Origin of the sequence: Pseudomonas sp. (genome assembly GCF_035497915.1) — a bacterium.
In the GTDB taxonomy this organism is placed as follows: domain Bacteria; phylum Pseudomonadota; class Gammaproteobacteria; order Pseudomonadales; family Pseudomonadaceae; genus Serpens.
The window spans coordinates 49,613-64,269 of sequence record NZ_DATJCS010000014.1; the positions used below are offsets into that span (position 1 = coordinate 49,613).

10 protein-coding genes are annotated in these 14,657 nt (G+C 67.8%); 3 read left to right on the forward strand and 7 right to left on the reverse strand.

Translation table 11 applies throughout. The features are described from left to right. The first annotated feature begins 92 nt into the window (after nt 1-92). The gene (gene hemE / locus VL129_RS04890; protein ID WP_325410665.1) at nt 93-1,157 is read left to right on the forward strand and encodes a uroporphyrinogen decarboxylase; all 1,065 of its coding nucleotides are present in this window, start codon (nt 93-95) and stop codon (nt 1,155-1,157) included. A gap of 157 nt (nt 1,158-1,314) precedes the next feature. Next, nucleotides 1,315-2,085 (forward strand): ParA family protein, encoded by a 771-nt coding sequence (locus VL129_RS04895; RefSeq protein ID WP_325410667.1) that lies wholly within the window; start codon nt 1,315-1,317, stop codon nt 2,083-2,085. Nucleotides 2,086-2,203: 118 nt separating this feature from the next. On the opposite strand, the gene VL129_RS04900 is transcribed toward VL129_RS04895, so the two are convergent. The 5 genes from VL129_RS04900 to VL129_RS04920 all read right to left on the reverse strand — a co-directional run bounded on the left by VL129_RS04900 (nt 2,204) and on the right by VL129_RS04920 (nt 8,082). Beyond that, nucleotides 2,204-2,980, reverse strand: a complete 777-nt coding sequence (locus VL129_RS04900) for a universal stress protein (protein ID WP_325410669.1) — start codon at nt 2,978-2,980, stop codon at nt 2,204-2,206. A gap of 79 nt (nt 2,981-3,059) precedes the next feature. Then, on the reverse strand, nt 3,060-4,928 hold the full coding sequence (locus VL129_RS04905; RefSeq protein WP_325410671.1) for an MFS transporter: 1,869 nt from the start codon (nt 4,926-4,928) through the stop codon (nt 3,060-3,062). A 105-nt stretch (nt 4,929-5,033) separates the two neighbouring features. Next, on the reverse strand, nt 5,034-5,468 hold the full coding sequence (trxC, locus tag VL129_RS04910; protein ID WP_325410673.1) for a thioredoxin TrxC: 435 nt from the start codon (nt 5,466-5,468) through the stop codon (nt 5,034-5,036). A gap of 241 nt (nt 5,469-5,709) precedes the next feature. Then, on the reverse strand, nt 5,710-6,987 hold the full coding sequence (locus VL129_RS04915) for a bifunctional O-acetylhomoserine aminocarboxypropyltransferase/cysteine synthase (RefSeq protein ID WP_325410675.1): 1,278 nt from the start codon (nt 6,985-6,987) through the stop codon (nt 5,710-5,712). Between the two features lie 117 nt (nt 6,988-7,104). Then, nucleotides 7,105-8,082 carry a sulfite exporter TauE/SafE family protein gene (locus tag VL129_RS04920; RefSeq protein ID WP_325410677.1) on the reverse strand — a complete coding sequence of 326 codons (978 nt, stop codon included), beginning with the start codon at nt 8,080-8,082 and terminating at the stop codon, nt 7,105-7,107. A gap of 261 nt (nt 8,083-8,343) precedes the next feature. On the opposite strand from VL129_RS04920, the gene VL129_RS04925 reads away from it, so the two are divergent. After that, on the forward strand, nt 8,344-9,795 hold the full coding sequence (locus VL129_RS04925) for a YdgA family protein (RefSeq protein ID WP_325410679.1): 1,452 nt from the start codon (nt 8,344-8,346) through the stop codon (nt 9,793-9,795). A 59-nt stretch (nt 9,796-9,854) separates the two neighbouring features. Here the strand turns inward: VL129_RS04925 and selO are convergent, their stop codons facing one another. Together selO and mscK are read right to left on the reverse strand one after the other, a co-directional pair. Then, nucleotides 9,855-11,303: a protein adenylyltransferase SelO gene (gene selO, locus VL129_RS04930; RefSeq protein WP_325410681.1), complete on the reverse strand. Its 1,449-nt coding sequence runs from the start codon at nt 11,301-11,303 to the stop codon at nt 9,855-9,857. An 8-nt stretch (nt 11,304-11,311) separates the two neighbouring features. Then, nucleotides 11,312-14,638 (reverse strand): mechanosensitive channel MscK, encoded by a 3,327-nt coding sequence (mscK, locus tag VL129_RS04935; protein ID WP_325410683.1) that lies wholly within the window; start codon nt 14,636-14,638, stop codon nt 11,312-11,314. Nucleotides 14,639-14,657 lie beyond the last annotated feature (19 nt).

Genomic DNA, 14,657 nt, shown 5'->3' on the forward strand with positions numbered 1-14,657 from the left:
TCAAACCAAAGATGAAAGGCCCTGCCGTCGCCGTGCCTTTTGTCGCGCGCTTTGCGACAATGCCGGCACTTTTTTTGGCTGGAACCCCGGACATGACTGCTCTGAAGAACGATCGCTTCCTGCGTGCCCTGCTCAAGCAACCCGTCGACGTGACCCCGGTATGGATGATGCGCCAGGCCGGCCGCTATCTACCGGAATACCGCGCTACCCGGGCCAAGGCCGGCGACTTCATGAGCCTGTGCATGAATCCCGAGCTGGCCTGCGAGGTCACCCTCCAGCCGCTGGAGCGCTACCCGCTGGACGCCGCGATCCTCTTCTCCGACATCCTCACCGTGCCGGACGCCATGGGCCTGGGCCTGTACTTCGAGACCGGCGAAGGTCCGCGCTTCAAGAAGGTGGTGCGCACCCTGGCCGACATCGAAGCGCTGCCGATTCCCGATCCGGAAAAGGACCTGGGCTACGTGATGGACGCCGTGCGCACCATCCGCCGCGAGCTGAACGGCCGCGTGCCGCTGATCGGCTTCTCCGGCAGCCCCTGGACCCTGGCCACCTACATGGTCGAAGGCGGCTCCTCCAAGGACTTCCGCAAGTCCAAGGCCATGCTCTACGAGAACCCGCAGGCCATGCACGCGCTGCTCGACAAGCTGGCGCAGTCGGTCACCAGCTACCTGAACGGCCAGATCAAGGCCGGCGCCCAGGCGGTGCAGATCTTCGATTCCTGGGGTGGCAGCCTGTCGGCCGCGGCCTACCAGGAATTCTCCCTGGCCTACATGAAGAAGATCGTCGACGGCCTGATTCGCGAGCACGACGGCCGGCGCGTGCCGGTGATCCTGTTCACCAAGGGCGGCGGCCTGTGGCTGGAGTCCATGGCCGATGCCGGCGCCGAAGCGCTGGGTCTGGACTGGACCTGCGACATCGGCAACGCCCGCGCCCGCGTGGGTGACAAGGTGGCGCTGCAGGGCAACATGGACCCCAGCGTGCTGTATGCCAAACCGGACGCCATCCGCGCCGAAGTGGGCCGCATCCTGGCCGCCTACGGCCACGGCAACGGCCACGTGTTCAACCTCGGCCATGGCATCACCCCGGAAGTCGACCCGGCCCACGCCGGCGCCTTCATCGAGGCGGTGCACGAGCTGTCGGCGCAGTACCACCGCTGAGCCGCTGCGGATCCGCATGAAAATACGCCACTGTCCGTGGCGTTTTTTCATTTCGGCCCGCCTGGCGAAATGCCCGATCTTGAGCCTTCCGTAGGGGTCGCGCAGGTACCGGTCATGACATAGACTCCAGAGTCATTGTCAGAATCGGGAGACCAGCATGCGGCGAGTCGTGTTCAACCAGAAGGGCGGCGTCGGCAAGTCGAGCATCGCCTGCAACCTCGCCGCCGTGAGCGCCGCCGAGGGCTACCGCACCCTGCTGATCGACCTGGATGCCCAGGGTAACTCGAGCCATTACCTGACCGGGCTGAGCGGCAACGAGCTGCCGGTCGGCATCGCCGATTTCTTCAAGCAGGTGCTGTCCTCCGGGCTGACCAAGAAGGGCCGCGTGGACATCTACGAAACGCCGTTCGACAACCTGCACCTGGTCACTGCCACCCCCGAGCTGGCCGAGCTGCAGCCCAAGCTGGAGCAGAAGCACAAGATCAACAAGCTGCGCAAACTGCTCAGCGAGCTGTCGGGAGACTACGACCGCATCTACCTGGACACCCCGCCGGCGCTGAACTTCTACACCGTGTCGGCGCTGATCGCTGCCGATCGCGTGCTGATCCCCTTCGACTGCGACAGCTTCTCGCGCCAGGCGCTGTACGGCCTCTTGGAGGAGATCGACGAACTGCGCGAGGACCACAACGAGAAGCTGCAGGTGGAAGGCATCGTGGTCAACCAGTTCCAGCCGCGCGCCAGCCTGCCGCAGCAGATGCTCGACGAGCTGATCGCCGAGGGCATGCCGGTGTTGCCGGTGTACCTGAACAGCTCGGTGAAGATGCGCGAGTCGCACCAGGCGTGCATGCCGCTGATCCACCTGGACCCGAAGCACAAGCTCAGCCAGCAGTTCGTCGAGCTGCACCGGCATCTGGATGCCGATAGCTGAACCTTGTGAGGCCGGCTTTACGCCGGCCGACGGAGCTGAGGGTACCTGCCTAGGGCCGGCTGGCACCGGCCTTTGGCCGGAATAAACCCGGCCCTGCAGGTTCTTGCCGCCTTGTTGCCTACCCGCGGCTGATCAGGATGTCGCAGGGCGGCTGGCGCAGCAGGTCCTGGGCCATGCCGCCGAGCAGCGCGTCACCCATCAGGCTGCGGGTGTGCTTGCCCAGCGCCAGCAGCTGCGGCTGTCGTTCGGCGATGGCCGCCGCCAGGCAGGCGCCGCGTTCGCCGCTGCGCACACCGTATTCGAGTACCCGACCGGGCGGCGCCAGGCGCGCCTGTTCGTCCGCCACCAGACGGCTGAACAGGCTGCATTGCAGGTCGAGATCCTCCTGCTGTTCGTCCGCCTTGCTCGGCGCCACCTCGAACACGTTCAGCGCGTACAGCTCGGCCTCGCTCGGCAGCAGGCGATGCGCCTGATGCAGGGCGGCACAGGCGCACTGCGAGAAGTCCAGCGCCACCAGCGCGCGCTGATAAGGCGAGACATCCCGGTTGATGGCCAGCAGCAGCGGAATGCGGCTGCCGCGCGCCAGGCGTTCGAGGGTGGTGCCGGCGAACAGCTCGGGGCTCGACTTGTGATGGGCGCCCAGCACCAGCAGGTCGGCGCCGACGCCCTCCGCCTGGCTGGCGATGGTGGCCGACGGCTGGCCCTTGGCGATGCGCAGCTCGGCGCCCGGCAGGCCCAGGGCCTGCAGGCGATCACGCAGCGGTTGCGGATCGGTTTCCCGCTCCTGCACATGCAGCAGGGTCAGGCGACCCTCCAGCTGGCGGGCCAGCTGGGCGGCGCGCTGCAGGGCCAGGTCGGCCTCCGGGGTCAGGTCATGGGCGATGAGGATGTGCATGGTGGACACCTGAGGGGCTGCCGTTTTGAGTGCCGACAGCCTAGCAGAGGGCAGCCCCCGGGGGCTGCCCTGGGTCAGGTCACAGCGCCGCACCGCGCAATTCGGCGACCCGCTGCTGCAGGGTCAGCCGGTCGGTGTCCGGCGCCAGCGGTTCGCCGGCCAGCAGGGTGACCCGCGACCAGATGCGGCGGAACGGCCGGCGCGCCGGGTCACGACTGAAGAAGCTGCCCCACAGCCCGCGCAGCGCCAGCGGAATCACCGGCACCGGAGTGTCGCGCAGGATCAGCTCGACGCCGCCCTTGAACTCGTTCAGCTCGCCGGTGGTGGTCAGCTTGCCCTCCGGGAAGATGCACACCACTTCGCCGGCCTCCAGGTAGGCCTTGATACGCGCGAAGGCCTGCTCGTAGATCGCGCGATCCTCATGCTGGGCGGCGATGGGCACCGCGCCGGCGGTGCGGAACACGAAGTTGAGCACCGGCAGGTTGTAGATGCGGTAATACATGACGAAGCGCACCGGGCGACGGATGGCGCCGCCGAGCAGCAGCGCGTCGACGAACGACACGTGGTTGCACACCAGCAGCGCGGCGCCCTCGTCGGGAATCGCCTCCAGGTTGCGGTGCTCGACCCGGTATAGGGTGTGGCCGAGCAGCCAGATGATGAAGCGCATGCTGAACTCGGGGACGATGGTGAAGATGTAGCCGTTCACCGCCAGGTTGAGCAGCGAGACGATCAGGAACAGCTCGGGAATGCCCAGCCCGGCCCAGTTCAGCACGGCGATGGCGAGCAGCGCCGCCAGCACCATGAACAGCGCGTTGAGGATGTTGTTGGCGGCGATCACCCGGGCGCGCTCGTCCGGCTCGCTGCGCGACTGGATCAGCGCGTACAGCGGCACGATGTAGAAGCCGCCGAACACCCCCAGGCCGAGGATGTCGAGGAGGATGGCGCGCCCCGGCGCGCTGGCCAGGATCGCCAGCCAGTCGTGGGGCGCGCCGCTCGGGAAGCTGGCGACGTGCCAGGCCAGCAGCATGCCGAACAGGCTCAGGCCCAGCGAGCCGAAGGGCACCAGGCCAATCTCCACCTTGTGGCCGCTGAGCCGCTCGCAGAGCATCGAGCCGAGCGCGATGCCCACCGAGAACACCAGCAGGATCAGCGTCGCCACGCTTTCGTCGCCGTGCAGCCAGTCGCGGGCCAGCGCGGGAATCTGCGTCAGGTACACCGCGCCGAGCAGCCAGAACCAGGAATTGCCGAGCAGCGAGCGCGACACCGCCGGGCGGCGGGTCAGGCCCATGCGCAGGGTGCGCCAGGTCTGCCGGGGAATGTTCCAGTCGAACCTCAGACCCGGCAGCGCCGCCGGCGCGGCGGGAATGCTCCGGCTGGCCAGGTAGCCGAGCAGGGCCACCATCACCAGGCTGGCGCCGATCCACAGGCTGTAGTCCGCGCGCGCCAGCAGCAGGCCGGCGCCCAGGGTGCCGAGCAGGATGGCCAGGAAGGTGCCGGACTCCACCAGCGCGTTGCCGCCGACCAGTTCGGTGTCGTCCAGGTGCTGCGGCAGGATCGAGTACTTCACCGGGCCGAACAGCGCCGACTGGGTGCCCATGGCGAACAGCGCCAGCAGCATCAGCGGCACGCTGCCCAGCCAGAAGGCCAGCGCGCCGAGCAGCATCAGCGCCAGCTCGAGCAGCTTGAGGCGACGGATCAGCAGGTCCTTGGCGTACTTCTCGCCCAGCTGGCCGCCGAACGCCGAGAACAGGAAGAACGGCAGCACGAACAGCAGCGCGCAAAGGTTGACCAGGGTGTCGGCGCTGCCGGATAGGGTCAGCTTGAAGAGGATGGCGAGGATGATCGCCTGCTTGAACAGGTTGTCATTGAAGGCGCCGAGCGCCTGGGTCAGGAAGAACGGCAGGAAGCGCCGGCTGCGCAGGAGGCTGAACTGGGACGACGAGGACATGGTTTCCATCCGTGAACAAGGCCGAGGGGCCGCTCACGGCCCCGTTCGGCGCATAGCATATCGCCACTGAGGCGACAGTCCCATGTCAGGCGCGCCGGCCTGTGATCAGATGCCCTGCTGGCGCAGCCAGGCGAGCAGCTGCGGCAGCGGCAGCGCGCCGCTCTGGCGGGCCACCTCGCGACCGTCCTTGAACAGCAGCAGGCTGGGAATCGAGCGGATGCCCAGCTGCCCGGCCAGCTGCGGGTTGGCCTCGCTGTCCAGCTTGGCCAGCCGGCAGCGGCCCTGCAGCTCGCGGGCGGCCTGGGCGAAGGTTGGCGCGAAGCTGCGGCACGGCCCGCACCAGCTGGCCCAGACATCCACCAGCAGCGGCAGGTCGCCCTTCAACTGGTTGGCGAACGAGGCCTGGTCGAGATCGAACGGCGCCGCCGGCAGCACGGCGGACTTGCAGCGCCCGCAGCGTGGCGCGTCGTGCAGGCGATCGGCGGGAATACGGTTGAGCCCGGCGCAGGACGCGCAGGGCACCAGCAGGGTGTCGGACATGGAGTCGGCTCCGGAATGGGCAATGCCCTTTAGGTGGAGCCGGGAAGGGGAGAAATCAACGGGGAAGGGCGAAGGCTGATCTGTTGGGGCAGCCCGTGCCAGGCGTTCCACCCTCTCCCCCCGCCCCTCTCCCATCAAGGGAGAGGGGAGCAGAGCGGCGCTCTGCACAGGTCATGAGCCCGCGCACGTCAACTCCCTCTCCCCTTGTGGGAGAGAGTTGGGGAGAGGGGGCAGACAGCCGTCAGCCCTTCGCCGCTTCCAGCGCCTGGGTCAGGTCTTCGAGGATGTCATCGATATGCTCGATGCCGATCGACAGGCGCACCAGGTCGCGGGACACGCCGGCGCGGGCCAGTTCCTCGTCGTTGAGCTGGCGGTGGGTGGTCGAGGCCGGGTGGCAGGCCAGCGACTTGGCGTCGCCGATGTTCACCAGGCGCACCACCAGCTTGAGGGCGTCGATGAACTTCGCCGCGGCGGCTTCGCCACCCTTGATGCCGAAGGACATGATCGATGCCGGTTGGCCGCCCATGTAGCGCTGCGCCAGGGCGTGTTCCGGGTGCTCCGCCAGGCCGGCGAACTGCACCCAGCTGACCTGCGGGTGGCCCTTGAGGAACTCGGCGACCTTCTGGGCGTTCTCGCAATGGCGCTCCATGCGCAGCGCCAGGGTTTCCAGACCCTGCAGGATCAGGAAGGCGTTGAACGGCGACAGCGCGGCGCCCATGTTGCGCAGCGGCACCACGCGGCAGCGGCCGATGAACGCCGCCGGGCCGAAGGCCTCGGTGTAGGTCACGCCGTGGTAGGAGACGTCCGGGGTGTTGAGCAGCGGGAAGCGCGCCTTGTTCTCGGCCCAGGGGAACGTGCCGGAGTCCACCACGATGCCGCCGATGCTGGTGCCATGACCGCCGATGTACTTGGTCAGCGCATGCACCACGATGTCGGCGCCGTGCTCGAACGGCCGGCACAGGATCGGCGTGGCCACGGTGTTGTCGACGATCAGCGGCACGCCATGGCGGTGCGCGGCGTCGGCCAGCGCCTGCAGGTCGATGATGTTGCCGGCCGGGTTGCCGATCGATTCGCAGAACACCGCCTTGGTGTTGTCGTCGATCAGCGCTTCCAGCGCGGCGATGTCGTCGTGGGCCGCGAAGCGCACCTCGATGCCCTGGCGCGGCAGGGTGTGGGCGAACAGGTTGTAGGTGCCGCCGTACAGCTTGGCCACCGAGACGATGTTGTCGCCGACGCCGGCGATGGTCTGGATCGCGTAGGTGATCGCCGCCATGCCCGAGGCCACCGCCAGCGCCGCCACACCGCCTTCCAGCGCCGCCACGCGCTTTTCCAGCACGTCGGTGGTGGGGTTCATGATGCGCGTGTAGATGTTGCCGGCCACCTTGAGGTCGAACAGGTCGGCGCCGTGCTGGGTGTCGTCGAAGGCGTAGGAGGTGGTCTGGTAGATCGGCACCGCCACGGCCTTGGTGGTCGGGTCCGGGCTGTAGCCGGCGTGGATGGCCAGGGTTTCCGCTTTCATGGGCGTTCCTTGTGACAGACGGGTTTTTTGTGGTGCGCAGCATGGCCAGAGCGCCCGGGACGGTCAATGACCCGGAGCAAGGGGGGCGCGCCGCAAACTAGATTGATTTGAGCTGGTTTAGAACACAGAGGAATAAATGTTGTAAGCGCTTATCGCGGTTATCAGCGCCCCGACGATGATCAACAGGGTGCGGGCCGGCAGCTTCTTGCACAGCAAGGCCGCGAACGGTGCTGCGAACAGCCCGCCGAACACCAGCCCGGCCACCATCAGCCAGGTGTTCGGTTCGCCGGCGAGGAGGATGAAGGAGGTGGCGCTGGCCAGGGTCAGGAAGAACTCGGCGAAGTTCACCGAACCGATGGTGGTGCGCGGGTCGCTGCCCGAACCGATCAGGCTGCTGGTCACCACCGGACCCCAGCCGCCGCCCCCGGCGGCATCCACGAAACCGCCGAACAGCGCCAGCTTGCCGACATGCCGGGGCGCCTTGCGCTGGAAAACCTGACGGCAGGCCTTGCACAGGATGTACAGGCCCATCAGCAGCAGGTAGGCGGAAATGAAAGGCTTCATCACCGCGCCATCGAATTGGGTGATCAACAGGGCGCCGAGGAAGGCGCCGAGCATGCCGGGCAGCAGCAGGCTGAGGAACAGCCGGCGGTTCACGTTGCCCAGCTTCACGTGGGAAACCCCGGACAGGCCGGTGGTGAACACCTCGGCGATGTGCACGCTGGCGCTGGCGGCTGCGGGGCTGGCACCGGCGCTGAGCAGGAAGCTGGTGGCGGTGATGCCGTAGGCCATGCCCAGCGCGCCATCCACCACCTGAGCGAGAAAGCCGACTGCCACCGCGCTCCAGAAGGTCGGGCTGTGCAGCGTGCGGTCGATGATCTCGAAGCCGCTGAGGCCGCCGTTGTCGCCGAAGAACAAGCGCCAGGCCAGGAAGCTCAGCAGACTGGCGAGAATGACCAGCGCCGCCCACATGGCGATGCGCAGGGCCGGGTGATTGTCCGGGTGGGTGATGGTGTCTTCGATGGGAGGCAGACCCAGCTGGGCATGCTCAGCGTTCAGGGTGGATTCGCTGAGATCGAGGGAGCGGATTTTCATGCGTGAGCCGGGGCCTGACGGTGAGTGATGGAACAGAGCCGGCAGTGACCTTATTTTTCGCGGCTTAGTACGTCCAAGACTGTTTCAGCTGAAACTTATGACGCGTAGTTCTAATGCGGGTGAAACAACCGTAACCTGTGGCGTGCAGAACGTGAGCGGTGCTCAAGAGCAGGCCGGCAGAGTCGATAAGATGCATGCGCTTGAGTCCCCACCGATTTCTCCCGGGCCTTTTGCCCTTCACTGTTCATAAGAGTCGAACGCATGAAAAAGACAGGGATAGCCCTTGCCATCCTGCTGGCCGCCGGTGTGGCGGCTACCGCTGGCGCCTGGTACACCGGCCAGCAGCTGGAAGGCGTGCTGCAGGACAAGATCGCCGAAGCCAACCAGGAGCTGGCGCGCCAGCTGCCGGGCAGCGGCGTCCAGGTCGCACTGGCCTCGCTGGAGCGCGGGGTGTTTTCCAGCGACGTGCGCTACCGGATCGAGCTGGGCGGGGTCGCCCAGGAGTGGCCGGCCTCCGAGCTGTTCCTGATCGAGCGTATCGAGCACGGCCCGCTGCCGTTGTCCCGGCTGCGCGAACTGCGGCTGCTGCCGGTCATGGCGCACAGCCAGGCGCGCCTGGAGGAAACCGCGCTGACCGCGCCGCTGTTCCAGCAGGCCCAGGGAGCCGAGCCGCTGCGCATCCAGACCACGCTGGGCTACGATCTGGAAGCCAGCGTGTGGCTGAACGTGGCGCCGATGCGCTATGCCGATGCCGAAACCAGCGTCAGCTTCAGCGGATTCGAGGGTGAATTCCAGGGCTCCGCCGAGCGTGTGGCGGGCAGCGGGCATTTCGAACGGCTGGAGCTTGTCGCGCTCGGCGCCGAGCCGATGCGCCTGGACCTGCAGGGCTTCCAGCTGACGGTGGACCGCCATCAGGGACCGTCCGGCCTGTTCCTCGGCGAGCAGTCGGTCGCGCTCGACAGGCTCGAGCTGCACTGGCCGGGTCTGGAGGCGCTGGTGCTGAGCAAACTGGCCCAGCGCGACCAACTGAGCCAGACGGACAACCAGCTGGCCGCCACGCTGAATCTGGAGGTGGGTGAACTGGCCTATGCGGGCCAGCCGCTGGGCGCGCTGCGCATGGACTGGAGTGCCAACGACCTGAACGCCGAAGCGGTTGTGGCGCTGGCGGACCTGATTGGCGGCTATGCCGAGACCCTGGAAAGCGATCCCGCGGTCGCGGGCTTCAGCCCCGAGCAGGAAGAGCAACTCAGGAGCGCGCTGGAAGTCCTGCTGGCTGGCAACCCCAGCCTGAACCTGGATCGCCTGTCGCTGAAAACCGCCAACGCGGAAAGCCGCCTGAGCCTCAAGGTCGGGCTGAGCAAACCGTCGATGGGCGAGGCGCTGCCGCCCGAAGCGCTGATCCAGCAACTGATCTCCCGCCTCAACCTGCAGCTGGACGTGCCCAAGGCCAGTATTCGCGATCTGGTGGGCTATCAGGCGTTGCTCGACGCCAGCCTCGACCCGCAGGCGGTGGCCATGGAAGCCGAGATGATGGCCGAGATGGCCGCCGACATGGCGGTGACCACGGAACTGGCCACCCTGCAGGGCGACAGCATCCAGACGCGTCTGGACTATACCGACGGCCAGGTGACCCTGAACGGCCAGACCCGGCCGCTGGAAGAGTTCCTCGCCATGCTGAGCCTGCTGGCGGGCGACGGTGTCGCAATCGAATAGGACTGGCGTGATCGTAGGGAGGTCAGCGCCTTTCTGGCCGCCCTACGTGACGGGACGCGTCACGACGAGCAACTGATCTCCAGATGCTTGCCCCATTCCGGCGGGCGCTCGGTGTAGCGCTCTTTGCCGGGCTGCTCCTCGAAGGGACGACTGAGCACCGCGTGCAGTTCGTGCAGCGGCGCGAAGTCGCCGGCCTCGGCGGCCTCGATGGCCTGCTGGGCCAGGTAGTTGCGCAGGCTGTAGCGCGGGTTCACCGCGTGCATGCGGGCCCGCCGCGCTTCGGCCGAGCCGCCCTCGCGCGCCACCCGGGCGCAGTAGTCGGCGCTCCAGGCATCGAAACCCGCCAGATCCACGAAGTCGTCGCGCAGCGTCTGCACCGCCGCCTCGGCAGGCTGCTCGCCCAGCGCGCGGAAGAAGTTCGGGTAATCCACCGCGCCGCCCTGCATCAGCTGCAGCAGGCGCTGGATCAGCGCCTCGTCGCCGTCCTCGGCGGTGGTCAGGCCCAGCCGGCGGCGCATGTGGTCCAGCCAGTGCGCCTGGTACAGCGGCAGGAACAGCGCCAGGCTCTCGCGCAGGGCCTCCACCGTTACGAACGGCGTCAGCGCCTGGGCCAGCGCCGAGAGGTTCCAGTGGGCGATGGGTACCTGGTTCTCGAAGCGGTAGCGCCCCGCGTCGTCCGAGTGGTTGCAGATGAACCCGGCGTCGAAGTCGTCCAGGAAGGCGTAGGGGCCGAAGTCGAAGGTCAGGCCGAGGATCGACAGGTTGTCGGTGTTCATCACCCCGTGGCAGAAGCCGTAGGCCTGCCAGGCGCCGATCATCGCGGCGGTGCGCTCGACCACCTGGCGAAACAGCGCGGCGTCGTCGGCGCAGTCGGGGAAATGATGGGCGCGGGTGAAGTCCAGCAGCTGGCGCAGCGCCGCGTGCTGGCGCGTGTAGTAGAAGTATTCGAAGTGGCCGAAGCGAATGTGGCTGGGCGCCAGGCGCAGCAGCATGGCGGCGGTTTCCTTGCGCTCGCGCCACACCGGGGTTTCCGAGGCCACCACGCACAGCGCGCGGGTGGTGGGAACGCCAAGGGCCGCCAGGTATTCGCTGGCCAGGAACTCGCGAATGGAACTGCGCAGCACGGCGCGGCCATCGCCCATGCGCGAATAGGGCGTCGAGCCCGCGCCCTTGAGGTGCAGGTCCCAGTGCTCGCCGGCGTCGTTGACCACTTCGCCCAGCAGCAGCCCGCGACCATCACCCAGGCGCGGGTTGTAGACGCCGAACTGGTGCCCGGAATAGACCATCGCCCGGGGCTCGGCGTCGCGCCACAGCGCATTGCCGGAGAACAGGCGGACGAACTCCGGCCGCTGTGCTTCGGCCGGGTCCAGATCGAGCAGCGCCAGGGCCGCCGCGCTGACGACGGCCAGCCGTGGCTCGGCGATGGGCTCGGGCTGCACGGCGGTGGAGAAGTCATCGCCCAGCCGCGCGAAACGGTTGTCGAAGTGCAGCTGGTCCAGGTGTTTCATGGGCAACCTCAGGGTTTGGCCGGCGGTGGAATCGGCTGCTCGGTGGCCGCGCCAGCGGCGCCCAGCACGGCCGTTTGGCCGATCTGCGCTTCCTGCCCCTCCAGGTTCTTCACGAACACGTCGACCTGGCGGAAGGCGATCTCGATGTCGTGCTCGCGGAACAACTGCTCGATGCGCCGGTTGATCTCGTCGGTGGCGCGGCCGCGATCGCCCAGTTCGCGCACATGGATGATCAGGTCGTGGTCCAGGGTGCTCTCGCCGAAGGTCTGGAACAGCACCAGCGGCTCGGGGTCGCGCATGACCCGCACGTTCTCCTGGGCCGCCTGATAGAGCAGGCGACGCACCAGCTCAAGGTCCGAGCCGTAGCCGACACCGACCTTGAGCACCAGGCGGGTGACGGTGTCGCTCAGCGTCCAGTTGATCAACTGGTCGGTGATGAAGGTCTTGTTGGGCACCACCACCACCTTGCGGTCGGCGTCGACGATGTGGGTGGCGCGGATGCGGATGCGGTTCACCGAGCCGGTGACATTGCCGATGGTCACCAGGTCGCCGATGCGCACCGGGCGCTCGAACAGGATGATCAGGCCGGAAATGAAGTTGGCGATGATCTCCTGCATGCCGAAGCCGATGCCCACCGACAGCGCCGCCACCAGCCACTGCAGCTTGTCCCAGCTGACCCCCAGGGTGGACAGCGTGGTGACGATGCCGAAGCCCATGATCAGGTAGGACAGCAGGGTGGTGGTGGCATAGGCGCTGCCCTGCGCCAGGCTCATGCGCGACAGCACCAGCACTTCCAGCAGGCCGGGCAGGTTGCGCGCCAGCACCAGGGTCAGTGCCACGATCAGCAGCGCGCCCAGCAGGTCGAGCAGGCTGATCGGCCGCAGGCTGGCGGTGGCGCCGCTGCCCTGGGTGAACTCGTAGAGGGTGACGTTATCCAGGTAGCTGAACACCGTCAGCAGGTCGGCCCAGACCCACCAGAGCACCGCCAGCAGGCCGGCGAACAGGCCCAGGCGGATCAGCCGCAGGGATTGCTGGTTGACCTGCTCGATGGCCAGCCCGGGCTCCTCGACGGGCGCCGCCATGCCGTCGACGCCCTCCGGCGTCTGCGCCTCGGTTTCGCGGCGGGCCTGCGCGCGCTGCCAGGCCAGGCGCCGGGCCGCCACCGCCAGGCCACGCGCCAGCAGGGCTTCCAGCAGCACCCAGAGCAGCAGGGCGTAGAGGGTGTCGATCAGCCGGCCGCTCAGCTTGAGCGCCGTGTAGTAGTAGCCGGCGAAGATCGCCGCCATCAGCAGCAGGGGCAGCAGGGCGACCAGCGCGCCCAGCAGCCGGCGCAGCGGCGGCGCCTCGCTGCTTTGCGGGCCCTGGAACATCAGGCGGGCCAGCAGCCAGCTCAGCAGCGCGAACCCGACCAGCAGCAGGAGCACGCCCAGCACGTCCTGGTCGAGTAAGCGCGGCTGGTTCTCGGCGAACGCCACCACGCCGACCAGGATCAGCAGCACAAGGCCCAGCCAGCGCATCTGCCGGTGCAGGAAGGACACCTGGGCGCGGCTCCAGCCGAAATGCCGCTCGGCCACTCCGCCCGGGGCGAGGATCTGATACGCGGTGTACAGCACCAGCCAGGCGCCGGCCATGGCATACAGCGCGGCGCCCAGGTGGACGTTCTGGCCGCGGGCGTCGATCTGCAGCGCATAGCCGCCCAGCGCCAGCATGAGACTGACGGGCAGGGCCTGCACCAGGCAGAACAGGATGGCCAGCGGTGTGTGGCGCTGGCTGTCGCGCCCCACCTGGCCGATGTCCTCATGCAGCGCCTGCAGCTTGCGTTGCCAGAACTGGCGCCGGGCGATCAGCAGGCCGCTGAGCAGCAGCGGCAGGAACACCCAGGGTCGGCTCAGCAAGCCGTTGGCCAGTTCGCCGAGGGCGCCCTGCCAGTCCAGGCGCGCCGCCTGCTCGACCAGCCGGCTGGGCAGGCGCTTCCACCAGTCCGGCTGCAGCGGCGGGTGGCTGGGAATCCAGAACAGCTGTTCTTCCAGCGTGTTGCTCAGGCGGCTGGCCAGGTCGCGCAGCTGGCGCTGGTTGAGCTGCAGGCTGACCGCTTCGCCCAGCAGCGCGTTGAGCTCGCGCGCCAGGCGGTCGGCCAGTTCGGCGCGACTGTCGATCAGTTCCAGCAGCGCGGCGCGCAGTTGCTCATTCCCGGGCTCGCCGCTATCGGCGAGCAGTCGATCGACGAAGGCGCGCGGATTGGCCAGCTGCTCGCGGCTCTGGTTGAGCTCGAACTGGTAGAGGCGGATGTCGGCAATCTCGTCCGCCAGCTTGCCATCCACCGCGACCTGCGGCAGGCGGCGCTTCTGTTCCATGAGGATCTGCGCCAGCAGCAGGCTGCCCTTGAGCGCCTCGATCTGCTCGCCGAGCACCTGTTCGCTCTGGGTCAGGCTTTCCAGGCGCTGGCGGGTGCGCAGATTGGTCTGAGTCACTTCGTTGCGGCGATCGGTGATGCGCAGCAGGTGATCGGTCAGTTGCAGGTTGCGTGCGGTTTCATGGGCAATCAGGCGATCCGGGCTGGCGCTGCGGGCTTCAAGGGTGGCCTGCTCGCGGGCCTGCTCGGATTGCGCCAGGCGCTTGGTGTTGATCAGTTCCTGCAGGGCGAGGATCTCCTGCTCCAGGCGCTCGATGCGCGTGGTGAGCAGCTCGCGGCGACGGCTGCCCAGGTCCAGCAGGGTGTCGTTGCCGGCCAGGGCGCGACGGCTGAATTCATTGCTGAGGGTCAGGGTGGCCAGCTCGGCCGTCAGCAGGTCGCGCTGTTCGGCGCTGAGCGCCTGGCCGTCCAGGCGGTCGTCCTTGAGGGCTGCCTGCAGTTTCTGCATGCGCGCCTGGTTGCCGCTGATCTCGGTCTGTGCCCGCTCTGGACGTGTCTGCGCATTGATGACCAGGCTGTTGGCGGCGGTCAACTCCTGTTGCCACTCGGTCAGCTGCTGGTTGCGCGCGTCGAGGATGATCTCCAGCTCGACGATCTGGGCGCCGGCCTGCTCCCGCGCCGGATCGCTCTGTGGCCGGGCCTGCAGTTCCTCATAGGCGCGGCGGGCCTCGCTGATCTGCTCGGGCGCGTCGGCCAGCTCCCGTTCCAGGGCGCTGATCCGCTCGCGCAACTCGTCCTGGCGGGCCAGCTGCGCGAGCGTCTGTTCCAGGGTCTGCTGCACCTGCAACTGCTCGCTCTCCGGCAGTTTGCGATCCGGCAGGGCCGCCAGGGCAGCCTCGACGGACTCCCGGCTGGGCGGTTCGGCAGCATGGAGGGGAAGGCAGACGAGTAGCAGGAGGAACAGCGAACGAATCAGGGGCATGGGCTGGTCGGTGAACGGC

Coding starts and splice junctions, on each gene's coding strand:
- hemE (WP_325410665.1), top strand. CDS start 93: ATGACTGCTCTGAAGAACGATCGCTTCCTGCGTGCCCTGCTCAAGCAA.
- VL129_RS04895 (WP_325410667.1), top strand. CDS start 1,315: ATGCGGCGAGTCGTGTTCAACCAGAAGGGCGGCGTCGGCAAGTCGAGC.
- VL129_RS04900 (WP_325410669.1), bottom strand. CDS start 2,980: ATGCACATCCTCATCGCCCATGACCTGACCCCGGAGGCCGACCTGGCC.
- VL129_RS04905 (WP_325410671.1), bottom strand. CDS start 4,928: ATGTCCTCGTCGTCCCAGTTCAGCCTCCTGCGCAGCCGGCGCTTCCTG.
- trxC (WP_325410673.1), bottom strand. CDS start 5,468: ATGTCCGACACCCTGCTGGTGCCCTGCGCGTCCTGCGCCGGGCTCAAC.
- VL129_RS04915 (WP_325410675.1), bottom strand. CDS start 6,987: ATGAAAGCGGAAACCCTGGCCATCCACGCCGGCTACAGCCCGGACCCG.
- VL129_RS04920 (WP_325410677.1), bottom strand. CDS start 8,082: ATGAAAATCCGCTCCCTCGATCTCAGCGAATCCACCCTGAACGCTGAG.
- VL129_RS04925 (WP_325410679.1), top strand. CDS start 8,344: ATGAAAAAGACAGGGATAGCCCTTGCCATCCTGCTGGCCGCCGGTGTG.
- selO (WP_325410681.1), bottom strand. CDS start 11,303: ATGAAACACCTGGACCAGCTGCACTTCGACAACCGTTTCGCGCGGCTG.
- mscK (WP_325410683.1), bottom strand. CDS start 14,638: ATGCCCCTGATTCGTTCGCTGTTCCTCCTGCTACTCGTCTGCCTTCCC.